21 protein-coding genes and 2 tRNA genes are annotated in these 21208 nt (G+C 68.4%); 14 read left to right on the forward strand and 9 right to left on the reverse strand.

Going from position 1 to position 21208, the window contains the following annotated elements; all coding sequences use genetic code 11:
- Positions 1–159: 159 nt before the first annotated feature.
- Complete coding sequence (locus U5918_RS15030; RefSeq protein ID WP_336002336.1) at positions 160–657, forward strand: HTH domain-containing protein; 498 nt, start codon at positions 160–162, stop codon at positions 655–657.
- A 5-nt stretch (positions 658–662) separates the two neighbouring features.
- Here U5918_RS15030 and U5918_RS15035 read toward each other — a convergent pair whose 3' ends face one another.
- Together U5918_RS15035 and U5918_RS15040 are read right to left on the reverse strand one after the other, a co-directional pair.
- Positions 663–2177, reverse strand: coding sequence for an ATP-binding protein (locus U5918_RS15035; RefSeq protein WP_336002338.1), 1515 nt, complete (start codon positions 2175–2177; stop codon positions 663–665).
- Between the two features lie 165 nt (positions 2178–2342).
- A tRNA-Val gene (locus tag U5918_RS15040) sits at positions 2343–2417 on the reverse strand.
- A 193-nt stretch (positions 2418–2610) separates the two neighbouring features.
- Here U5918_RS15040 and trpD point away from each other — a divergent pair.
- From trpD to trpG, 4 genes are read left to right on the forward strand one after another with little or no spacing between them, the layout of a single operon-like run.
- Entirely contained in the window at positions 2611–3612 is a 1002-nt protein-coding gene (trpD, locus tag U5918_RS15045; protein ID WP_336002340.1) for an anthranilate phosphoribosyltransferase, read from the forward strand.
- Positions 3609–4250 carry a phosphoribosylanthranilate isomerase gene (locus U5918_RS15050; RefSeq protein ID WP_336002341.1) on the forward strand — a complete coding sequence of 214 codons (642 nt, stop codon included), beginning with the start codon at positions 3609–3611 and terminating at the stop codon, positions 4248–4250. The genes trpD and U5918_RS15050 overlap by 4 nt, the downstream gene beginning before the upstream one ends.
- Complete coding sequence (gene trpE, locus U5918_RS15055; protein ID WP_336002342.1) at positions 4247–5920, forward strand: anthranilate synthase component I; 1674 nt, start codon at positions 4247–4249, stop codon at positions 5918–5920. Before U5918_RS15050 ends, trpE begins: the two co-directional genes overlap by 4 nt.
- Entirely contained in the window at positions 5917–6555 is a 639-nt protein-coding gene (trpG, locus tag U5918_RS15060; protein WP_336002343.1) for an anthranilate synthase component II, read from the forward strand. The genes trpE and trpG overlap by 4 nt, the downstream gene beginning before the upstream one ends.
- Here the strand turns inward: trpG and U5918_RS15065 are convergent.
- Positions 6552–6755 (reverse strand): DUF8029 family protein, encoded by a 204-nt coding sequence (locus U5918_RS15065; protein ID WP_336002344.1) that lies wholly within the window; start codon positions 6753–6755, stop codon positions 6552–6554. The two genes, trpG and U5918_RS15065, sit on opposite strands and share 4 nt — an antisense overlap.
- Positions 6756–7272: 517 nt before the next feature.
- On the opposite strand from U5918_RS15065, the gene U5918_RS15070 reads away from it, so the two are divergent.
- The 3 genes from U5918_RS15070 to U5918_RS15080 all read left to right on the forward strand — a co-directional run bounded on the left by U5918_RS15070 (position 7273) and on the right by U5918_RS15080 (position 11680).
- Positions 7273–10422: an adenosylcobalamin-dependent ribonucleoside-diphosphate reductase gene (locus U5918_RS15070; RefSeq protein WP_336002345.1), complete on the forward strand. Its 3150-nt coding sequence runs from the start codon at positions 7273–7275 to the stop codon at positions 10420–10422.
- Between the two features lie 208 nt (positions 10423–10630).
- Positions 10631–11071, forward strand: a complete 441-nt coding sequence (locus U5918_RS15075; protein ID WP_336002346.1) for a phage tail protein — start codon at positions 10631–10633, stop codon at positions 11069–11071.
- Positions 11072–11110: 39 nt separating this feature from the next.
- Complete coding sequence (locus tag U5918_RS15080; RefSeq protein WP_336002348.1) at positions 11111–11680, forward strand: phage tail protein; 570 nt, start codon at positions 11111–11113, stop codon at positions 11678–11680.
- A 15-nt stretch (positions 11681–11695) separates the two neighbouring features.
- Here the strand turns inward: U5918_RS15080 and U5918_RS15085 are convergent, their stop codons facing one another.
- The 3 genes from U5918_RS15085 to U5918_RS15095 are packed head-to-tail and all read right to left on the reverse strand — an operon-like array spanning position 11696 to position 13805.
- On the reverse strand, positions 11696–11986 hold the full coding sequence (locus U5918_RS15085) for a DUF8036 family membrane protein (protein WP_418771293.1): 291 nt from the start codon (positions 11984–11986) through the stop codon (positions 11696–11698).
- Positions 11987–11998: 12 nt separating this feature from the next.
- The gene (locus U5918_RS15090; RefSeq protein ID WP_336002350.1) at positions 11999–12274 is read right to left on the reverse strand and encodes a winged helix-turn-helix domain-containing protein; all 276 of its coding nucleotides are present in this window, start codon (positions 12272–12274) and stop codon (positions 11999–12001) included.
- Between the two features lie 49 nt (positions 12275–12323).
- Positions 12324–13805 carry a molybdopterin-dependent oxidoreductase gene (locus U5918_RS15095; protein ID WP_336002351.1) on the reverse strand — a complete coding sequence of 494 codons (1482 nt, stop codon included), beginning with the start codon at positions 13803–13805 and terminating at the stop codon, positions 12324–12326.
- Between the two features lie 128 nt (positions 13806–13933).
- Here U5918_RS15095 and U5918_RS18590 point away from each other — a divergent pair, with 128 nt between their 5' ends.
- On the forward strand, positions 13934–14113 hold the full coding sequence (locus U5918_RS18590; RefSeq protein ID WP_418771294.1) for an HVO_2523 family zinc finger protein: 180 nt from the start codon (positions 13934–13936) through the stop codon (positions 14111–14113).
- 3 nt (positions 14114–14116) lie between these two features.
- Here the strand turns inward: U5918_RS18590 and U5918_RS15105 are convergent, their stop codons facing one another.
- A complete protein-coding gene (locus tag U5918_RS15105) occupies positions 14117–14773 on the reverse strand; it encodes a TVP38/TMEM64 family protein (RefSeq protein ID WP_336002353.1) in 657 nt (218 codons plus the stop codon).
- A gap of 83 nt (positions 14774–14856) precedes the next feature.
- On the opposite strand from U5918_RS15105, the gene U5918_RS15110 reads away from it, so the two are divergent.
- The gene (locus U5918_RS15110) at positions 14857–15219 is read left to right on the forward strand and encodes a DUF5830 family protein (protein WP_336002354.1); all 363 of its coding nucleotides are present in this window, start codon (positions 14857–14859) and stop codon (positions 15217–15219) included.
- On the opposite strand, the gene U5918_RS15115 is transcribed toward U5918_RS15110, so the two are convergent.
- Positions 15216–16307, reverse strand: a complete 1092-nt coding sequence (locus tag U5918_RS15115) for a DUF7115 domain-containing protein (protein ID WP_336002355.1) — start codon at positions 16305–16307, stop codon at positions 15216–15218. The two genes, U5918_RS15110 and U5918_RS15115, sit on opposite strands and share 4 nt — an antisense overlap.
- Positions 16308–16469: 162 nt before the next feature.
- Here U5918_RS15115 and U5918_RS15120 point away from each other — a divergent pair, with 162 nt between their 5' ends.
- On the forward strand, positions 16470–18035 hold the full coding sequence (locus U5918_RS15120) for a PGF-CTERM sorting domain-containing protein (RefSeq protein WP_336002357.1): 1566 nt from the start codon (positions 16470–16472) through the stop codon (positions 18033–18035).
- A 66-nt stretch (positions 18036–18101) separates the two neighbouring features.
- A tRNA-Met gene (locus tag U5918_RS15125) sits at positions 18102–18240 on the forward strand.
- 254 nt (positions 18241–18494) lie between these two features.
- Here U5918_RS15125 and U5918_RS15130 read toward each other — a convergent pair.
- A complete protein-coding gene (locus U5918_RS15130; protein WP_336002359.1) occupies positions 18495–18674 on the reverse strand; it encodes a hypothetical protein in 180 nt (59 codons plus the stop codon).
- A gap of 120 nt (positions 18675–18794) precedes the next feature.
- On the opposite strand from U5918_RS15130, the gene U5918_RS15135 reads away from it, so the two are divergent.
- Together U5918_RS15135 and U5918_RS15140 are read left to right on the forward strand one after the other, a co-directional pair.
- Positions 18795–19499: a 5-formyltetrahydrofolate cyclo-ligase gene (locus U5918_RS15135; protein ID WP_336002361.1), complete on the forward strand. Its 705-nt coding sequence runs from the start codon at positions 18795–18797 to the stop codon at positions 19497–19499.
- 89 nt (positions 19500–19588) lie between these two features.
- A complete protein-coding gene (locus U5918_RS15140) occupies positions 19589–21205 on the forward strand; it encodes a bacterio-opsin activator domain-containing protein (protein ID WP_336002362.1) in 1617 nt (538 codons plus the stop codon).
- Positions 21206–21208: the final 3 nt, after the last annotated feature.

The raw sequence follows: 21208 nt of genomic DNA on the forward strand, positions 1-21208 counted from the left end.
GCCGAAACCGGCTTCCCCTGGCGATTCGGCCGCCCCCGATCCGCGGGACGCCACCCCACGGGACATTATATCGGTATAAGGGATCGAATGTGGTATTACGCCAACCAGAGGAACGCTTTAGGGGAGTGATTCACGTTTTTTACACGGGAGGGGACACCAATGTCAACCAACACAGACTCACTACGACTGGAGCTCTACGTCCGGACGCTCTCGCCGCCGGGTGCACGCACGCGACAGGAGGAGGTCATCGAGCGCCTCCAGCGCCTCGAAGACGAGGGGCAGATCACCGACTTCTACGTCAAGGTCTGGGGGCGCCAGATCGACCCGACCACCAACGCCGCCGACACGGATCAGGGCCAGTTCATCCTCAACCGGATCGCCGAGTTCAAGCAGTGGGCGCTGGCCGAGAACACCACGCTCGAGTCGTTCTACCAGACCCACGAACAGTCCTCCTCGATCACCGGGCAGGACCACACCACCATCGTCCTCCCGAAGATGGGCCTGGCCGAGTACGAGGGCACCGAACTCCAGCAGGTCACGCCCTGCACCGAGGGCGACGAGGTCACGAGCGTGATCAATCACCTCGACGAGCTCGAACGCCGCCTGACGGACCAGCCGACCGAACTAGTCGCCCCGACGCCGGTCGCCGAGGAGTAACCCGATCAGCGGTCGCTCGTCGTCAGGAACTCGAATTTCGCGCCCGCGTCACTGTCCTCGCCGAGTTCGACCTCCCAGCCGTGGGCGGCGGCGATCTGTTCGACGGTGGCCAACCCGACGCCGCTCCCGCCCTCCGTTGTGGAGTACCCGAACTCGAACACGTCGTCGCGCTCCGCGACGGGGATTCCCGGGCCGTCGTCCGCCACCGCGAACCCGCCACGGAGGCTGCTGATCCGAACGGTCACCTCGGGGCCGCCGTGTTCGATCGCGTTGCGGAAGAGATTCTCCAGCAACTGCTGGAGGCGACTCCGATCACACGACACTGCGAGGTCCGGCGCCACCTCCAGGGAGGCCGCGCCCGTCTGCACGGTCTCCCAGGCGTCGGTCGCGACGGCAGTCATCCGCACCTCCTCGGTGTCCTGGACCGTGTCGCCGGCGCGAGTCATCGTGAGTACGTCGTCGATGAGCGTCTCCATGCGCTCGTGTGCTCGCTGGATCACCGGCAGGTGGTCGCTCTCGCAGTCCCGGGACAGCAGTTCGACCCGTTGGAGCGCAACGCCCAGCGGGTTCCGCAGATCGTGAGAGACGATGGTCGCGAACTGTTCGAGTCGGTCGTTCTGCCTGCGGAGGCGCTCCTCGGTGAGTTCGCGCTCGAGCGCCGATCCCACCCACCGGCCCATGAGGTCGACCAGCGTCACGTCCCACTCCGAGAACGTCCCGTCGCGCGCGGTGGTGTCGTAGAAACAGAAGGTCCCGTACACGTCACCGTCGACGAGTACCGGCGTCCCGAGGTAACAGCTGATCCCCCACTCCGCGTATCCTGCCTTTTCGGTCAGTTCCGGGTGTTCCCCGGCCACGTCGCCCGCGACGAGACGCTCTTCGTCGAGCACCACGCGCTCGCAGTGCGTGACTTCCAGGTCCACGACGTCCCCGACTTCGATCGCGTCGTCCGGTGACCTGACGACCTCGAAGACGTACTTCTCGTCCCGGACCCGGGACAGCGAGCCGTAGTCGGTTCCCAGTTCCCGACACCCGATCGCCAGCAGCTCCTGAACGCGCCCATCGAAGGCGAGATCCTGATTCGAGATCACCTCATAGATCTCCCGAAGCACCGTTTCCTGGGTCTCCAGTTGCTCGCGCTGGCGCTTGCGCTCGGTCACGTCCCGGAAGTATACCGATAGTCCCGAGGCCGATGGATAGGCGGTAATCTCGAACCACGCTTCCAGGGGGTCGTACTGGGCCTCGAACGACACCTGTGACTGCGTCCGCATCGCCTCGCGATAGTGCTCCTCGAACCGCGTCCCCGTCAGCTCCGGAATCGCGTTCCAGATCACCCGTCCCTCGAGCTTCGCGTCGGACTGCTCCACGCTCATCGCCTCACTGACGACCCGCTTCGCCCGCTCGTTCAGATACGTGAACTGCCAGTCTTCGTCCAGGGCCATGAACGCGTCCGTCATCCGGTCCAGCGAGTCTTCGACGTGTTCTGCATCGAACGGACCATTCCCCTCGCCGGAATCCATTCCGACGTACAAGGAACGGCGCGCGGTTAAGCATTCGCGCCGGCTCACGGGACGAATCACGGCGTCGGCCCCGCGTGCCCCGTCGAGGATCGCCTCGTCAACGGCCGTCAGGGGGATTGGTATCCTTCGTCGAACGGTCTTCAAAAATGTCAGAAAGCCGGGGGATGGGTTCGGACGGATTTGAACCGTCGGCCTCCTCCATGTCAAGGAGGTGTCGTAACCGGTCTAGACCACGAACCCGCGCTGACTCCATCACACCGTAATCCGCAGTGGTAATTGAAGGTTTCGGATTGGAGAACGCCGTCCCGTCCGGCACTCGTGCCCGTCTCACACGGCCTCGGCCACCTGCGCTCGCGCCACGCCCGTCCCGACACGCTTAAGATGATGAACGGATTTGTACATCATAAGCCGAATCAGTTCACTGGTGTCCACAATGCAGGCATACATCGAACGAGTCACGGAGGGCGAGGATCTGACGGTCGCCGAGTCCCGCGAGGCCGCGACGGCGGTCTTCGAGGACGCGACGGAGGCACAGATCGGAGCGCTGCTCTCGGCGCTGCGGGCCAAGGGCGAGACGGAAGACGAGATCGCGGGCTTCGCGCAGGGGATGCGCGAGGCCGCGCGCACGATCGAACCCGATCGGTCACCGCTGGTCGACACCTGCGGGACCGGCGGGGACGACTACGACACGATCAACGTCTCGACGACGAGCGCCATCGTCGCCAGCGGGGCGGGCGTTCCCATCGCCAAGCACGGCAACTACTCCGTCTCCTCTTCTTCGGGCAGCGCGGACGTGCTAGAGGTCGCCGGCGTGAACGTCGAGGCCGAACCGCCGGCCGTCGAGGCGGCCATCGAGGACGACGGGATCGGGTTCATGCTCGCGCCCGTCTTCCACCCGGCGATGAAGGCCGTCATCGGCCCGCGCAAGGAACTGGGGATGCGGACCATCTTCAACCTCCTCGGGCCGCTGACGAACCCCGCCGGCGCGGACGCGCAGGTGCTCGGCGTCTACGACCCCGACCTCGTGCCGCTGATCGCGAACTCGCTGACGCACATGCCGGTCGAGCGCGCGATGGTCGTCCACGGCGCCGGCCTGGACGAGATCGGGATCCACGACGAGACGGTCGTCGCCGAGGTCCAGGGCGAGTCCGTCGAGGAGTACCGGCTCACGCCCGCCGACCTCGGACTGGAGCGGGCGCCCATCGAGGACGTCGCCGGTGGATCGCCGGAGGAGAACGCCGCCGACCTCCGCGGCATCGTCGAGGGCGACGTCACGGGACCCAAGCAAGACATCATCCTCGCGAACGCGGGCGCGGCGGTCTACCTCGCGGGCGAGGCCGAATCCCACCGCGACGGGGTCGAGCGTGCCCGGCAGGCGATCGAGGAGGGCCGCGCCGCCGAGAAGCTCGCGGACCTCCGCGCGGGTCAGCGATGACGCGTGTGAAGATCTGCGGGATCACGCGCGAACGGGACCGCGAGGCAGCCGTTTCGGCGGGCGCGGACGCGGTCGGCGTCACCGCCGCCGTGACCGTCGACACGCCCCGCGAGGTGTCGGTCGCGCGGGCGGCTGAGCTCGTCGCCGGCGCGCCGCCGTTCGTCGCGAGCGTGCTGGTGACGATGCCCGAGACGCCCGAGCGAGCGGTCGAACTGGTCGAGCGGGTCGAACCGGACGCGGTTCAATTGCACGGGGCACTGGGGCCGGACGAGATCGCCACCGTCCGCGAGGCCGTGCCCTCGAAGGCAATCGCGGCCGTCGACGCCGAGGACACCGACGTCGACGCCTACGCCGCAGCGGCCGACGCCCTGCTCGTCGATTCCGTGGACGAACAGGGCGGCGGCGGCACCGGCGAGACACACGACTGGGAGCGCACGCGGGAACTGGTCGACGACCTCGACGCCCCGGTGATCCTCGCGGGTGGGCTGACCCCCGACAACGTCGCCGAGGCCGTCGAGACCGTCCGGCCGTTCGCCGTCGACGTGGCCAGCGGCGTGGAGTCGACCGGCGGCGAGAAGGACCACGACGCTGTCCGCCGGTTCGTGGATCGGGCCGAGAGCGCGGTGATCGGCGCATGATGGACACCAGCCGTGGCGAGTTCGTCGACCACGTGGAGGCAGTTCCGGACGGCCCCGCCGTCGTCCGCGTCGCGGCAGACCTCGACGTCGACGTTGAGCCGCTTGCGGCCTACGCCGCGCTGACCGGGCGGACGACGGACGCCGACCCCGCGCCGTACGCCTTCCTGCTGGAGAGCGCCGAGAAGGTCGCCTCCAGCGACCCCGACGGGGCGTTCGCGCCCACCACGGACGACCGCCACGCGCGCTACTCGTTCGTGGGCTACGACCCCGAAGCGGTCGTGACGGTCGACCCCGACGGGGCCAGGGTCGAGACGTTCGACGAGCGCTACGCGGGCCGCGTGACGGGCGACGATAGCGCCGACGCCGACGCGGTCGATCACCTCCGGAGCGCGCTCCCGGACGCGACGCTTCGTGGGTTCAACGGGTCGGATCGCCAGCACCTCGACGGCGGCCTCGTGGGCTTTCTGTCCTACGACGCCGTCTACGACATGTGGCTCGACGAGGTGGGGCTCGAACACCCAGGGGGACGGCTCCCCGACGCTCAGTTCGTGCTGAACACGAAGACGCTCGTCTTCGACGACCGGGACGACACCGTCTCGCTGGTGTTCACACCGCTGGTCGCACCGGAGGAAGACGCCGGCGCGCGGTACGACGAACTCGAAGCCGAGGCCGAGCGCGTGGGAGAGTTGCTGGCCGGCGACCTGTCGCTCGACACCGGCGGGTTCACGTACGACGACGAGCGGGCGGACCCCCGCGGGGACTACGAGGCCGCGGTCGAGCGGGCGAAGGAGCACGTCCTCGACGGCGACATCTACCAGGGCGTGATCTCCCGGAAGCGCGAACTCGAGGGCGAAGTCGATCCGCTGGCCTTCTACGAGTCGCTCCGGGCCGTGAACCCCTCGCCGTACATGTACCTGCTGGGCTACGACGGCCTCACGGTCGTCGGCGCGAGCCCGGAGACGTTGATCTCGGTGCGGGACGACCGGATCGTCTCGAACCCCATCGCGGGCACCTGCGACCGCGGGACCTCCCCGGTCGAAGACCGGCGGCTGGCCGGCGAGATGCTCGCCGACGGGAAGGAACGGGCCGAGCACACGATGCTGGTGGATCTAGCGCGCAACGACGTGCGCCGGGTGGCAGAGCCTGGGAGCGTCCGCGTCGAGGAGTTCATGAACGTCCTGAAGTACAGCCACGTCCAGCACATCGAGTCGACGGTGACGGGGACGCTCGCCGACGACGCCGACCAGTTCGACGCGACCCGGGCGGCCTTCCCCGCGGGCACGCTCTCCGGCGCGCCGAAGATCCGAGCCATGGAGATCATCGACGACCTCGAACCCGAACCGCGCGGGCTCTACGGTGGCGGCGTGGGCTACTACTCGTGGTCCGGCGACACCGACTTCGCGATCGTGATCCGGACGGCGACTGTCGAGGATGGCGAGGCGCGCAGCGCCTCGGGAGACCGCGTCACCGTCCAGGCCGGCGCGGGCATCGTCGCCGACTCGGACCCGACCAGCGAGTACTACGAGACAGAGAAGAAGATGGACGGCGTGCTCACCGCGCTGGACCGCATCGCCGATCGGTCGGTCGAGGCGGACGCGCACCCCGAAGCCGACGGTGAGGGCGTCGCCGAAGCGCCAACTGGGGCCGACGCCGAGGAGGCGTCCCGATGAGCGCCGCGCGCGGCGCCGACGACGCGGAGGCGGCCCGCCATCGGGTCCTCTTCGTCGACAACTTCGACTCGTTCACCTACAACCTCGTCGAGTACGTCAGCGAGCACGCCGACACCGAGGTCCGGCGCAACACCGTCTCGCTCGCGGACGTGCGCGCGATCGACCCCGACGCCATCGTGATCAGCCCCGGTCCGGGCCACCCCGCGAACGAGCGGGACGTGGGTGTCACCACCGACGTGCTCCGCGAGGTGAGCCCAGACGTGCCGACGCTGGGGGTCTGTCTCGGGCTGGAGGCCGCGGCGTACGTCTACGGCGGCGAGGTCGGGCGCGCTCCGGAACCGATCCACGGGAAGGCCTTCGCCATCGACCACGACGGCGAGGGCGTCTTCGCCGGCCTCGACCAGGGCTTCCAGGGCGGGCGCTACCACTCGCTGGTCGCGACCGAGGTGCCGGACTGCTTCGAAGTGACCGCGACCTGTGAGAGCAACGGCGAGGAACTGGTGATGGGCATCCGCCACCGCGAGCACCCCATCGAGTGCGTCCAGTTTCACCCCGAGTCGGTCCTGACCGCCGTCGGCCACGACGTCGTGGGGAACTTCCTCGAGTGGGCCGCGGCGTACGAGGCGGGCGATTAGGCGGGGAGGGCCGTCAGCACGTCGCCGAGACTGACCGCGCCGACGATCCAGAGGACGCCGACCACGACGGCGGCGATCAGTACGAGCCGCCAGGCGAGACTCAACAGGACTCGCCCGACGAGGAGGACGACCGCGAGGGCGACCAGGCCGACGAGCAGCGACGGGGGCGATCCCAGGGGACCGAACGCAAGCGGTAACATGGCCGATACTACATGCCGACGACAATAAAGCGTACTGGCCGATCGCCCGACGCAGTCGGCCCGCGACGTGCCGCCGCACCGCGGACGCGGCGAGCCGTCTCTCTCCCTGGATCCGGCTGCCGTCTACGGGTTTTCGGACGACAGTGAACGGCGGTGTACCCGTCCGAAACGCTCGGCGGACACTGGTGCGATCGCGGCCGAACCCCCGCTAGTTTCCACTGCAAACGCCTACCACGTCTCGCGGTTCCGCGGACGACCGTTTCACTTTCACTCCGGTCTGGCCATCCTTATGAAGTGTCCTCTCGTTGCTACTGACCGTAGCAACCACGCCCGCAAAGCGGTGCCTGTGGGCAGTGAATGACTCACAAGTTACATCTGTACAGCCGCGGAAAACGCCCCAACGACAAGGGTTATTTGCCACCCACGACAACAGAGTTCCGTTACAAATGACAGGTCACAGGTCCACTATGCCGCCGAGAATCACACGTCAGACACGATCCGAATGGGGGGAGCGTCCGTGAGCGGGCACGACCTCTCTACCGACGAGGTAACGCTGCCGATCAAGCGCACCGAGGGGGAGACCTTAGAGGAGCGACTGACCGGCAACGCCTACCACAACATCCTGCCCGCGCGCTACCTCCGGAAGGACGCCGACGGCGAACCGATCGAACAGCAGGAGGACCTCTTCGAGCGAGTCGCCGAGAACATCGCCCTCGCCGAAGCGGTCTTCGAGGCCGGCAAGCGCGACGTCGAGATCACCGTCACGCCCGACCAGCTCAAGCCCGACCACCCACGCCGCGACGAACTCGCCGCGGAGGTCTTCGGTGCGGGCGTCACCGCAGACGCAGACGCCGAGACCACCCTCTCTATCTACAACGTCAACAAGTTCGCCTACGACACGGTGGTCCCGGATCTGCCCGAGGGAGTCCGGACCCACGTCGAGGACACGGCCGCCGAGTTCCAGGACCTGATGGAGCGGCTGGCCTTCATGCCCAACTCGCCGACGCTGATGAACGCCGGCGACGAACTCCAGCAGCTCTCGGCCTGTTTCGTCGACTCGCCCGAGGACGACATCGACGACATCCACGAGACGGCCAAGGAGGCCGCCCAGGTCTTCCAGAGCGGCGGCGGCATGGGCTACGCCTTCTGGCGGCTCCGCCCCTACGGCGACGCCGTCGGCAGTACGGGCGGCATCGCCTCCGGCCCCATCACGTTCATGCGCACGTACGACCAGATGTGCGAGACCATCGCCCAGGGGGGTGCCCGCCGCGGTGCCCAGATGGGCGTCATGCGCGTCTCCCACCCGGACGTCATCCAGTTCATCCACGCCAAGAACAAGGACGTCTCGCTGGCCGAGACCCTGCGCCTGAACGACCCGGACGACTTCACGCACACCTCCTTCGCCGACGCGCTGGACGAGGCCCGCGAACTCATCGACGACGACGGCAAGGTGCCCGAACACCTCCGCAACGCCGTCGAGGGCCACCTCTCGAATTTCAATATCTCCGTCGGCATCACCGACGACTTCATGGACGCGGTCAAGGCGGGCGAGGAGTTCACCTTCACCAACCCGCGCACGGAGGAACCCCACGTCGCCACGCCCGAGACCAAGGAACTCTACGACATGTTCGGACTCGGCGAGCACGTCGAGGTCGGCGAGGTCCTCTCGGTGCCCGCGGAGGCGGTCTGGGAGCACATCGTCGAGGGCGCCCACGAGAACGGCGAACCCGGCGTGATCTACCTCGAACGCGTCAACAAGGAACACTCCTTCGACGTGGAGGCCCACCCCGACCACCGCATCCTCGCGACGAACCCCTGCGGCGAGCAGCCCCTCGAGGAGTACGAGGCCTGTAACCTCGGCCACATCAACCTCTCGACGCTGGCCGCCACGGACGCGCCGGACTGGCGGCTCTGGGCCGAGGAGCACCGCGACGAGTACGAGAGTCTGGAGGCCGCCGTCGAGGCCTTCCTCGAGGAGGCCATCGACGTCGACGAGTTCGATCGCCGCATCGAGATGGGGACCCGCTTCCTGGAGAACGTGGTCACCATGTCCGACTTCCCGGTCGAGAAGATCGAGGAGAAGGTCCGAGAGATGCGCAAGATCGGTCTCGGCGTCATGGGCCTGGCCCAGCTGTACGTCCAGCTCGGCATGAAGTACGGCGACGAGGAGTCCAACGAGGTCGCCCGCCAGCTCATGCGCCACATCAACCACGGCTCGAAGTGGGCCTCCCACGAGCTCGCCGAGGAACGCGGCGCGTTCGACGAGTGGGACAAATCGAAGTACGCCAACCCCACCGAGTACCGCGAGTGGTTCGAGAAGCAGACCGGCCTCGACGCCGAGGAGTGGGCAGACGGCTTCGCCGTCCGCAACCACAACACGACCACCATCGCGCCGACCGGGACCACCTCGATGGTCGGGAACACGACCGGCGGCTGTGAGCCCATCTACAACGTCGCCTACTACAAGAACGTCTCCGACGACGTCCAGGGCGACGAGATGCTCGTCGAGTTCGACGACTACTTCCTCCGCGTGCTGGAGGAGAACGGCGTCGACGTCGACGCCGTGAAAGAAGAGGCCGAAGAGCAGATGGCCACGAACCAGTTCGACGGCATCGACGGCCTCGACACCGTGCCGGACGCCATCGGCGAGCTGTTCGTCACCACGCAGGACCTGACGGCCAAACAGCACGCCGCGATCCAGACGGCCTGTCAGGAGGGCGTCGACTCGGCCATCTCGAAGACGGTCAACGCGCCCAACGACTCGTCGGTCGAAGACGCGAAGGAGGTCTTCGAGTACATCTACGAACACGGCGGGAAGGGCGTCACCTACTACCGTGACGGCACTCGCTCGAAGCAGGTACTGACGACCCGCGCCGACAACGCGGAGTTCTCCGAGATGGACGAGGAGGAGGCCGCGGAGGTCCTCTCCGCCCAGATCGAGGACATCTTCGGCGACGTCGAGGCGTTCCTCGAGCACGAGGGCGTCCGCGCGGAACTCGAGACCGACGTCTCGGAGCTGTTCGAGATCGACGCCGAGACGTACGCCGAGAAGCGCTCCCGGCCCGACGCGCTGCGGGGCGTCTCCCAGCGCATCGACACCGGCTACGGGAAGGTGTACGTGACCATCAACGAGGACCCCGAGACGGGCGAGCCGTTCGAGCTGTTCGCCAACATCGGCCACTCGGGCGGGTTCACCAACTCCTTCACCGAGGCGCTGGCGAAGGTCATCTCGACGGCCCTGCGCAGCGGCGTCGACCCGATGGAGGTCGTCGACGAACTCCAGGGCACCCGCAGCCCGAAGGTCGCCTGGGACAAGGGCGAGCAGATCCAGTCGATCCCCGACGCCATCGGGACGGCCCTGCGTCGCTACCTCGACGACGAGATCGACAAGGGCTACCCCAAGCAGGCCACTCTCGAGGAGACCGCCGAGACCGACGCGAAGACCGCCGAAGACCCTAACGCCGACGCCGTCGCCGACACGGGTTCGGGCGCGCCCGAACCGGACGGCGGCCCCGCCGCGAAGGCCCAGTCCGGCGGCAAACAGGACGCGACGCAGGAACTCATCTCCAGCGGCGAGAGCCCGGAGTGTCCCGACTGCGGCGCGATGACGCTGTACTACTCCGAGGGCTGCAAGACCTGCGAGTCCTGCGGCTGGTCGGAGTGCTGAGGGCCCGCTGACCTGTCTCACCTGGAGCGTGTGACATCGCGGGAGCGCTACACCGGACGCCGTCGCTCGTTTTTCCCCGCTGTTGGGGATACTGTTATATAAGCCGGATCTGTAGGCGAAACGAAATGCGAGACCGTATCCAGACGAGGCGATCCGGGATCTGTGCGCCCCCGAACGCGGCGCGGCCGACCGGGGGAGGCCGGTAACGATGCCGGACAGACGCGGTCCCTACCGGAACGTGCGATTCCTGCTCGAACTCGACGGGATCGCGAAGGCCGGCTTCAGTCACTGTCGGCTCCCGGAGAATCGAACGGACGTGGTGGAGTACCGCGAGGGGACGGACCCGCCGACGGTCCGGAAGCTCGCCGGCCTGAACCGCTACGGGCGACTGGTCCTGCGAAGCGGCGTCACCGACGACTCGGTGGAACTGTTCGAGTGGCGACGGGCCGTCGAGCAGGGGCAGGTCGACGAGGCGCGGCGCGTTGCGGCGATCGTCCTGCTCGACCGGGAAGGGAACGCCGGTGCGCGCTGGGAACTGGAGCATACCTGGCCGGTTGCCTACCAGGCGCCGCGGCTGGACGCCCGCGGCGAGGACGTCGCCATCGAGACCCTCGAACTGGCCTGCGAGGGCTTCAAGCGAGTCGAATGACGGTCTCGAATCAGGACAGCGGTCGCGGGGTCGACGGCGATGTCCGGTGACGATCGATCGAACCCCTACCGGCGCCACCGGTTCGCGGTCGATATCGGTGAACGCCCGCCGCTGGGGTTCACTGCCGTACGTGGGCTGTCAGTCCGCGTCGAAGTGGGCGAGGAGGCGGCTGCGGCCGACGGAACGAACAGGACGAATCAGTCGGACGACCCCTGGTGGGACTTCGGTGACTGGTTCGACCAGTACCGGGACGCGCTGCCGTCCGCGGAGCGGCGCCGGACGCGGTCGCCGGACCTCGAACTCAGCCGCGGCGTCACAGACGACGACCGGCTCTGGGACTGGGTCCAGGACTGGGTGGCCGGGACCACCAAACCCCGCGACGTCCACGTCGTCCTGCTGGACGAGGCGGGCGACCCGGCCCGCGGCTGGCGCTGTCGCGCGGCGGTGCCCGTCGAGTGGACGGGGCCGGAACTGGTCGCCGACCGATCGGGCGTCGCGACCGAGACGATCGAACTCGCCCACGAGGGAATCGAACCGATCGCCGACGTACAGGGACTGTTCGATCGGCTGTGGGGCGAGACGGACGGCGACGGACGGCGGTGGGGATGAGTGTGTTCGCCGGCGTCACTGCCAGGTGACGTAGGTCAGGAAGGCGAGCGCGACCGTCTCCAGCCCGCGGAGTGCGGCGACGAACTGCTGGGCCGCAGGGTCGCTGGCGTAGAGCATCCCCATCGAGAAGAAGAAGTAGATGGCGCCGAGGTTCTCGACGAGCATCACAGTAGAGAAGGCGAGCAGGCCGAGCACCAGTGGCGACCGGAACTGCCGGTAGTTGCGCAGCCAGACGACGGAAAGCGCCGCCAGTAACAGGACGTTCAGTCCGGCGAGCCCGCTCGCGATCGTGATCCAGGTACTCATTGCCATTGTCGGTCACTCCACGTGGTCGATGATCTCCTCGAAGGCGTCGCGGTGGCGCTCGAAGCGGTCGGTGAGGAAGTACAGTTTGCCGTAGTCGTCCCCGCCCGTCTCGACGACGTCGTGGTCCTGGAGCATCTCCAGGTGGTGGCGGACGGTGTTGTAGTCCACCTCGAGGTGTTCGGCCAGCTGGTTGGCGTTGCGCGGGCGTTCGTCCAGGGTGCGGATGATCCGCGCCCGGTTCTCGCCCCCGCGCGTGCCGGCCAGCAGGTACCACAGGGCCTTCTCCATCGACGGATACGTTCAGTTGTCACGGTCTCGGTTTATGCGTGCTGGTCTCTCACGCGACGGTCCGGGACACCCATCCGGTCGCGCCGCTCGGGAAGGCGTCGCGCTCTTCGCGAGGCTGGCGGTTGCCCTCACCGTCGATCGCGCGGACGACGACCTCGTGCTCGCCGCTCGGGGGGTCGTACCGGTAGCGCCACTGTCGCCAGACGGAAATGCCTTCCAGCGGGTCGGTCAACTCGGCCTCGTTCCAGGTCGAGCCGCCGTCGGTCGACACCTCTACCCGATCGATCCCGCGGGTCCCGGCGTAGGCGTGGCCGCCGACCTGTTTGCGCCCGTCCGCCAGGTCGCTGACCGAGTGGAGTTTCGCGACCGTCTCGACGGGGCCCGTCCCGTGCCAGCCGCGCTCCTCCCAGTAGCCGTCGGCGTCCCGGTCGAGGACTTCGATCTCGGTGAGCCACTTGACCTGGATCTCGCCCCAGTGGCCGGGGATCAGCGCCCGGACGGGGTAGCCGTGCCCGCGCGGGAGGGCGTCGCCGTTCATCCCGTACGCCAGCAGGGAGTCCTCGAGCGCGTCGATGGGGAACACCTGGTAGTAGTCGTCGGCGGCCCGGAGCCGGACGCACTCGCAGTCGCCCTTCGGCCCCGCGCGTTCGACCAGGTCGCGCAGCGGGGCGCCCGTCCAGAGCGCGGTGTCCATCTTCTGGCCGTTGAGAGACTCGCCGACGCAGCGGAGCGTCTCGAAGCGGTCGACCGACTCCATGGCCGTCAGGTCCTCGTAGTCGAGGGTCACCTCCTCTGCGACCTCGCCGGTGATCGTCAGCGTCCAGTCGGACTCGTCGAGCGTGGGGTCGACGTTGGCGACGTCGACGGTGTAGAAGTTATCGCTGACCAGCGGTTCCGCGCCCTCGAGCGAGAAGGACTGCGCCTCGGCCGCGGCGAGCAGTCGCTCTCGTCGGTCGCTGGGATCCAGGGACTCGCCGCCCAGCGTCGGCGTCCGTCGCTGTCCCACGGCGTAGCCCCCGAGGGCGAATCCGACCAGTGAGAGGCTGCCGGCGAGCAACTGGCGTCGGCGCGAGTCCACCGGGCGGGACGCGGACAGCGACGGCGCGGCGACGGCCACGAGGACGACCACTGCGGGCGGCAGGGCCGCGCCCAGTGCGAGGAGCGGTTCACCGGTGGCGACCGCGACGAATCCCCAGGTTCCGACCCCCGTGAGAACGACCGGGAGTGCGCGGTTGCGGAGCCGTCGACCGACGACAAGGGCCGCGACGGCGAGTGCGCCCACGGCCGTCACCGTCAGCGCCACGGCGGTCGCGAGGTTGAGTTGCTGACCGAGGCTCCCCAGGGTCTCGATGACCGTGTTGGTGACCGCGTTCGGAATCGTCGCCGTCAGCCACGCGGTGATCGGCGAGAGGACGAACGCCGGCGTGAACCCGGCGGCCGCGTACGATCCCACGACGGCGGTGAGTCCGGCACACAGGCCGACGAGCAGCGTCGGCAGCGCGTCACCGAACCGGTCACGGATGCGCGTCATACCCGGTAGGAGGACCGACCCGCCTAAACCGATTTTCCGAACTCCGGACCGACTCCGTTCGGGATGGTTCTAGAATTGGACCGGGATCGACCCGAAGAGTGAAGCCTGTCTGCTCCCTCGCCGAGGCCATGAGCGACGCCGACAGGGCCGACGCGGACGCCGAGGACGGGGACGCGTCGGCCGGCACCGACGGTCCTCCCGGGGGTCGTCCCTGCCCGCTTTGCGAGCGGCCGATGTACAGCCGCCACTGCAAGTACGTCTGCCCGGAACACGGCGTCGTCTACGACTGCGCGGACACCTTCTACTGACTCTCAGGCCGCGCTCTGTCGTCGGTCGCTGAGGTATCGATAGGCCGGACCAGCGAGCAACAGCACCGCGAACGCCGCGACGGCGACGATCACGTCGAGTCCGGCGGTCGCGCCAGCAGCGGTGAGGTCGTGCATCGACCGCCCGGCCAGCACCGCGACGATCACCCAGGGGATCTCGCCGACGGCCGAGCCGAGGACGTACGATCGGACGGGCACGCGCGTCAGGCCGGCCGCGTAGGAGACGGCGTCGGAGGGCAGCGGCAGGAGTCTGGCGACGGTGACGCCCCGGAACGCCCCGGTCGTCGCGACGAACCCGTCGGCCCGGGCGCCGAACCAGGCCGCGAGGCCGCCGTCAGCACGGGTGTATCGCGCCAGCAGGAAGACCGGGAGGTTGCTCACGACAGCGCCGGCCAGCGCGACCGGGATCCCGGGCAGGCCGTAGACGTAGCCGACGAGTACAGAGAGGACCGCGAGAGGGAGGAGCGCGAGCGGCCGAAACAGGTACAGGCCCGCCAGCACGAGGGCGAAGACGACCGGCTGGCCGGCGAGGCTCTCGGCCCACTGGAGCAGCGCCGTCGGCGACCGGCCGACGACCGCCACGGCCAAGATCGCGGCCACCATCGCGGCGCCGAGCAACCGCCCGCGCGATACGCCTCGCATCTATCACACGTCCCACGCCCGCGAACCAAACGTCTTGTGGTGGCCGCACAACGTTTAATCCGGTCGGCCGCGCAGGAGCGACCGTGCAGGACGTCGATCCGGTCGAACTGGGCCTGGAACTCCTCGCGAGCCTCGAACACGACGCCCTGTCGGTCGCCGACGCGCTCGACCGGATCGAGACCGTCACCACCGACCCGAACGTCCAGCGCGAGATCCTCGACACCGCGGTGACGCGCGGCGTCGTCGAACGCGAGGACGGCACCATCCGTCCGACGAGCCACGACTACGTCAGCTTCGAGGCCGACGTGATCACGAAGGAGGGCGAGTTCTCCTGCCGGCGCTGCGGCGCCGGACTGTCGACGGGCTACTTCATCGACTTCGACACCGGCGAACACGGGCCCTTCGGCTCTTCCTGTATCAAAAAAGTGACCGGCCGGGCGGATTAGCGGCCTTTCCGCAGTTCCTCGATCAGCGTGTCGATCGTCTGCTGTTGTCGCTCCAGGAGTTCGTTGTGTCGCTCGACGGCGGTCGTCAGTTCGTCGAGTCGCTGTTCGACGGCGTCGAACTCCGCCCGGCTCGGCCCGTCGGTCGACCGACTGGATTCGGCCGTCGTGCCACCGCCGCTGTTCGATCGCGACTCGTCGGACTCGCTGGGCCACTGTCTCGCCTCCGCGGACCCGGACCCGGCGTCCGACGTCGTCTCTGACTTCGTCTCCGACGCGGCCTCCGACGACGAGCCGGACCCGGTGCCGGCCTCGCCGCCGGTCGCGTCCTTCGGTGCGAAGCCGTGGTCCTGGGCGGGTTCGGCCTCGCCGTCGTCGGAGACGAGCGGGTCGATGCCGCCGCCGATGTCGATGTCGCTTCCGCCGTCTGCGTCCCGCTCGGTATCGTCCTCGTCGAGCCCGATTTTGGCGTTGAGTGCGTCGAGCCCGCCGACGTCGTAGAAGGCGAAGACGGCCTCCTCGACGATCTGCTGGACCTTCCGGGCCTGGTCGTTGGGCGTCTTGATCCGCTTGGGGCGGCCGTCGACCTCGAGGACGACCTCCGTCGCGACGTTGCCCTGCTCGAAGGAGAGGCCGGTCAGATCGGCGAAGGGGTAGACCTCGTAGTCGTCGGTCCAGACCGCCGCGCCGATGTGGCGGACGACCCGGCGGTCGGTGACGATCAGGACCAGTTCGCTAAAGCGGAAGGCGCCGGCGACGGACTCGTCGGCTTCGATCACGTCGTCGGCCCGGAGGATGCCGGTCATCAGGAGTTCGAGCACCGCGCCGTCGCGGCTCTTCGGGACGCCCAGAGACCGGGTGCCCTCGACGTACTCGAGGACGAACTTGGTCTTGCGGCGCCCCTCCTTGACGTCGAGTGACTCCACGTCGTGAGGGAACTCCTGCACTTTCTCGTCGCTCAACAGGCCTTCAGCCCGGTACAGCAGCGTCCGGGTCGGCGTGAGACAGACGACGTCCTCGTCGCCGAGGTTGACGCCCAGCTCGACGTCCTCGCCCCCGAGCGCGTCCCGGACGAGGTCAGGAATCTCCATGCTCGATGTGTGCTTGCCGGGTGGCTTAAATCCGCGGGTGGCCGCGACCCCGACCCGGCCGCCGAGGTACCGCGAGCTTACCCGGCGCTCGACCGCATAAGCGACTCCTGCCGGTCCACTACCCCCCGCGTAACAAACCGCGCGGGCGCTCTCTCGCCTGCAGTGTCACGCCCTCCCCTGCCGCTACTCGTGGTCCTGTCGGTACTCGTCGCCCTCGCACTCTCACCTGCGGTACTGACCGCCGTCCCGGCCACAGGGTCGCCGACCGCGCAGGCCCTCCAGGCCAACGACACGGCCCCCGGCGACGAGCAGGACCCGGAGCCGACTGACGTCGAGGACGACGACCCCGACGAAGCGACCGAGGAAGCGGAGGAAGAGGAGGAAGCGGAAGCAGAGGAAGAAGCGGACGAAGAGGAAGGGGAGGAAGATGACGAAGCCGAGGAAGAGAAAGCAGAGGAAGAAGAAGCGGACGAAGAGGAAGAAGAAGAGCAGGCAGAGGAAGAAGAAGAGCAGGCAGAGGAAGAAGACGAAGCGGAGGAAGAGGAAGAAGAGGGAGACGAGGACCCGGAACCGGCCGAAACGGAAGACGAAGACGGTGAGAACGAGGGAGGGGACGGCGATGACGACGGCGGGTTTCTGACCGTGGACCAGGCGACCGAAGCAGGGGACGAGGGGACGGCCGAGGACGACGGATCCACCGTCGACGATGCGGCGACGGAGGACGATGACCAACCGGCGGAGACGGACGACGACGATACGCTCGACGAGGACCTGGTCGAGGAGCTGGAAGACGCGCTGGGGATCGACGAACAGGACGGAACCGACGACGGTGACGACGACGGGACGGCGTCGACGCCCGACGGATCGTCCGACCCGGAGACGCCCGCGGCGGAAGACACCTCAACGGCGACAGCCGATCCGGAGACGCCGGCCCCTGCCGAACCGGGACCGCCAGTCGACACGCCGACCGTCGGGTCGCCGGCCGGCTCCACTCCGACCGCCGAACCGACCGAGTCGCCGGCGGGCACGGACACGCCGGCTCCTGCCGCCACGCCTGCGGCCACGGAGACGCCTCCACCGACGGCGACGCCGAACACCCCGAACCCGACCGACACGCCCGGCGGGACCGAGACGGCTGAACCGACGGCGACGCCGGAACCAGCCGGAACGTCGGCATCGACGGCGACGCCGGTACCTGCCGGAACGCCGGCATCGACGGATTCGACGGCCGAGACACCGGCGGACACGGCCACAGCAACCGACGCGCCGACGCAGACGCCGGCTCCGGCGCAGACGCCGACTGCGACCCCTGAGCCGACGGAGCCGACGCCGGAGCCGACCGACGAGGTCGACGAGTCCGGCGGTGGAAATGCCAACGGCGACGGTTCCGGTGGGTCACTGCCCGGCGGCGGTGGCGGCGCGGATATCGACGTCAACCTCGGCCAGCAGGAGGCGGACACGACCACCGAGACGCCGTCGGAAACGACGGCCCCGCCGACGACCGTCGCGACGGAGTCGACCGTGACGACGGACCGGCCGGCGCGAGCCGACCGCGCGGCCGCACAGTCGGGTGAGACGGAGACACGCGCGGCCACGGAGACGGCGGAGACGCCGACCGGAACGGTGGTCGGGCCGCGGATCACCGAGGCCGATGGGCCCGGGTTCGGGTGGGCGATCGCACTGGTGGCGCTGGCGCTCGCGGTCCTGGGTGGGATTCGCAGGCAGTGAGCGGGACGCTGGTCGGAGATGGGAAGGTTAAAGACGACCACTCGTTTACCACCGGGTGCACACTGAGCCCGGGTGGCTTAGCTGGACATAGCGCCGCACTCATAGGGTTTTCGAGACTCACGCGGCGTCGCTCCCGGTCCCTGAGGCCCGTCAGCCTCGAACCTGGGACATGCGGAGATCGAGGGTTCGGAGCCCTCCCCGGGCATTCTGACACCGCAACGAGCCATCGGCGAGTTGCAACGCCGTCAGAATGTCCGGCCGTCTCCGAACCCGGAGTGTCCCGTCGAGCGAAGCGAGACGGGAGCAGGAAAATCTTCGATTTTCCGTGGTTCGGAGCCCTCCCCGTCCATTACGTTCCGTCAAGAACTACCGGTGAGCGGCGTCGCCGACCCGATGTAACGCGTGGCGACGAAGCGCGATCGAGTGGCGACGAATCCGAAGAACGGTTCAAACGGGTCGCTATCGCCGGACTTCGGTGGTGTAGTCCGTCGCGATCCAGGCGTCGATGGTGCCGGCCTCGGAGAACACCGTCCGGCCGCTCGTGCTCTCGATGGTGCGGACGGCGGGCCGGTTCCGGGTCTGGTACGCGCGGCGACCGCGGTCTGAACCGCTCCCCGGGGTACCGTCGAGGTCTCCCATACCGCTAGCTGCGGACGCAGCGTCGTAGCGGTTGTGCGGATATTTTCCGGGCGTTTATATCCGAACCGAACGGGACTGGAATTCCTGAAGCCTGATGCCGCTGGCATCGCTTGTGGGCACATGGACAAGCAGGCGCTTCGCGAGCGCGTCTGGGACGACCTCGAATCGAGCGGGACGGCGCGGTTCCCGTTCCCGCCCCACGGCCGGATCCCGAACTTCGATGGGGCCGACGCGGCGGCCGAGCGCCTGACGGAGACGGACGCCTGGCGGGCGGCCGACGTCATCAAAGCGAATCCGGACGCGCCGCAGTTGCCCGTCCGCCGCGCGGCGCTGCGTCAGGGGAAGACGGTCTACATGGCCGTCCCCAGACTGGCCGACGAGGAGTGTTTCCTCCGGCTCGATCCGGCGGAGATCGAGGACGTCGATCACGCGACGACGGTCGGCGGGTCCGCGGAGGTCGGCGAGCAGGTGGGGCCCGAGGACGTGGCGCCGATCGACCTCGTGATCTCGGGCAGCGTCGCGGTCACCCCCGACGGCGCGCGGGTGGGCAAGGGCGAGGGGTACAGTGACCTCGAGTTCGCCGTCCTCCGGGAACTGGGGCTGGTCGACGGCGAGACGCCGGTCGCGACGACGGTCCACGAGCGACAGGTGGGCGACGACGCAGTGTCGACGGCGGCCCACGACGTCCCGATGGACCTGGTGGTCACGCCCGAGCGGGTACTCCGTCCAGCGGGGGGCGCGAAACCGGCCGGGATCGACTGGTCGTTACTGTCCGAGGAGCGCCGGGCGGAGATTCCGGTGCTGGACCGGTTCGCGCCGGAGTGAGGGCAGTCGGGGCGGTCGGGTCTCGCCCCCGGACCGACGATTGCGGTGGTTGGTGGTTTTTATGGGCCTGGGACCCCGAAAAAGGGTGAATGGAAGTCACGGAATCGATCGCCAGGGCGGCCCTCGACACCCTGTCGAGTCAGGTCGCCGTGCTGGACGAGGCCGGTCACATCCTCTTCACCAACAGTTCGTGGGGCTCGGCGGGCGCCGGGAGTGCGGCCGCGGGGGCGGACGCCGAGGGGACGAACTACTTCGATTCGGTCGATCCGACAGCCGACGACTACGCGATCGATGCCGTCCGCGGCATCCGCCGGGTGCTCGACGGCGAGTGTGACGAGTTCACGCTCGAATATCCGTGCCACTCCCCCGACGAGCGACGCTGGTTCCTGATGCGGGCGACGCCGTTCGAGATCGGCGGCGGGAACTTCGCCACGGTCGCCCACATCGACATCACCGACCGCCGACTCGCGGAACTCGAGGCCCAGGAGCACGCCCGACAGGCCGAACGCGAGCGACACACCCTCGAACACCTCGTCGACCGCATCAACGGACTGGTCCAGGACATCACGCGGCTGCTGGTCGAGTCCGTCTCCAGAGAGGAGATCGAGCGGGGCGTCTGCGAACGCCTCGCCGACACCGACCCCTACGTGTTCGCCTGGATCGGGAGCGCCGACATCCCGGAGGAACGACTCCGGGTGCGCGCCGCTGCCGGATCTGCCGACGTGGATCTGGAGGCCGAGCCGTTCGATCTCGGGGCCGAGGCCGCGACGCCCAGCGGGCAGGCGTTCGCCGACGGGGACTCACGGATCGTCTCGACGGTCGACACCGGGTCGGCCGTCGGTCGCCGGTACGGCGACGCCGGCGTCGAGTCGGTCATCTCGATCCCGCTGGGCAATCGCGAGAGCGAGTACGGGGTACTGACCGTCTGCGCCGATCACCCCGACGCGTTCGACGAGCGCGAGCAGGTCGTGCTCGAAGCGCTCGGGCGGGCTATCGCCAACGCCATCGACGCGCTCGAGCGCAAGCGCACGCTCACGGCCGATCGGATCGTCGAGATGGAGTTCACCGTCGGTGACCCGGAGTTCGTGCTCAACGCGGCCACGATCGACCGTGACTGCCGACTCTCCTTCTCCGGCTCGGTGTACGGCTCGGACGGCTCGCTCCGGGAGTTCTACACGGTCGACGGCCCCGACGCCGGCGAGGTCGGCACCTTCTTCACAGCCCACGACGCCGTCGCCGATGCAACGGTCCTCACGGAGCACGACGACGGCTGTCTCCTCCAGGTGACGCTCCGGGAGTCGGTCGTCGAACTGCTCGTCGACAGGGGCGTGGTCACCAAGGCGGTCACGAGCGAGGACGGTCAGACGGAGTTTACCACCGAACTCTCCCGCGAGGCCGACGCTAGGTCGCTGTTCGAGTCGGTCGCCGATCGCTTCGACGGCACCGAACTCGTCGGCTACCACGAACACGAACGCCCCGTGCGGACGCGCAAGGAGTTCCGGGCCGGCCTCGAAGAGCGGCTCACCGACCGGCAGCTGACCGCGCTCCGGACGGCCTACTACAGCGGCTTCTTCGACTGGCCCCGGGCCGTCGACGGCGACGAACTCGCCGCGATGATGGACATCTCCCGCTCTACCTTCCACCAGCACCTCCGGGTCGCCGAGCGGAAACTGCTGGACTCGTTTTTCGAACACGACCGGCAGTGACGC

The sequence above is a fragment of the Halorientalis sp. LT38 genome (genome assembly GCF_037031225.1).
Classification (GTDB): domain Archaea; phylum Halobacteriota; class Halobacteria; order Halobacteriales; family Haloarculaceae; genus Halorientalis; species Halorientalis halophila.

Bases quoted from the DNA above. Each gene is read 5' to 3' on its own strand.
- U5918_RS15030 (WP_336002336.1), top strand. From the start codon at position 160: ATGTCAACCAACACAGACTCACTACGACTGGAGCTCTACGTCCGGACG.
- U5918_RS15035 (WP_336002338.1), bottom strand. From the start codon at position 2,177: ATGGATTCCGGCGAGGGGAATGGTCCGTTCGATGCAGAACACGTCGAA.
- trpD (WP_336002340.1), top strand. From the start codon at position 2,611: ATGCAGGCATACATCGAACGAGTCACGGAGGGCGAGGATCTGACGGTC.
- U5918_RS15050 (WP_336002341.1), top strand. From the start codon at position 3,609: ATGACGCGTGTGAAGATCTGCGGGATCACGCGCGAACGGGACCGCGAG.
- trpE (WP_336002342.1), top strand. From the start codon at position 4,247: ATGATGGACACCAGCCGTGGCGAGTTCGTCGACCACGTGGAGGCAGTT.
- trpG (WP_336002343.1), top strand. From the start codon at position 5,917: ATGAGCGCCGCGCGCGGCGCCGACGACGCGGAGGCGGCCCGCCATCGG.
- U5918_RS15065 (WP_336002344.1), bottom strand. From the start codon at position 6,755: ATGTTACCGCTTGCGTTCGGTCCCCTGGGATCGCCCCCGTCGCTGCTC.
- U5918_RS15075 (WP_336002346.1), top strand. From the start codon at position 10,631: ATGCCGGACAGACGCGGTCCCTACCGGAACGTGCGATTCCTGCTCGAA.
- U5918_RS15080 (WP_336002348.1), top strand. From the start codon at position 11,111: ATGTCCGGTGACGATCGATCGAACCCCTACCGGCGCCACCGGTTCGCG.
- U5918_RS15085 (WP_418771293.1), bottom strand. From the start codon at position 11,986: ATGAGTACCTGGATCACGATCGCGAGCGGGCTCGCCGGACTGAACGTC.
- U5918_RS15090 (WP_336002350.1), bottom strand. From the start codon at position 12,274: ATGGAGAAGGCCCTGTGGTACCTGCTGGCCGGCACGCGCGGGGGCGAG.
- U5918_RS15095 (WP_336002351.1), bottom strand. From the start codon at position 13,805: ATGACGCGCATCCGTGACCGGTTCGGTGACGCGCTGCCGACGCTGCTC.
- U5918_RS18590 (WP_418771294.1), top strand. From the start codon at position 13,934: ATGAGCGACGCCGACAGGGCCGACGCGGACGCCGAGGACGGGGACGCG.
- U5918_RS15105 (WP_336002353.1), bottom strand. From the start codon at position 14,773: ATGCGAGGCGTATCGCGCGGGCGGTTGCTCGGCGCCGCGATGGTGGCC.
- U5918_RS15115 (WP_336002355.1), bottom strand. From the start codon at position 16,307: ATGGAGATTCCTGACCTCGTCCGGGACGCGCTCGGGGGCGAGGACGTC.
- U5918_RS15130 (WP_336002359.1), bottom strand. From the start codon at position 18,674: ATGGGAGACCTCGACGGTACCCCGGGGAGCGGTTCAGACCGCGGTCGC.
- U5918_RS15135 (WP_336002361.1), top strand. From the start codon at position 18,795: ATGGACAAGCAGGCGCTTCGCGAGCGCGTCTGGGACGACCTCGAATCG.
- U5918_RS15140 (WP_336002362.1), top strand. From the start codon at position 19,589: ATGGAAGTCACGGAATCGATCGCCAGGGCGGCCCTCGACACCCTGTCG.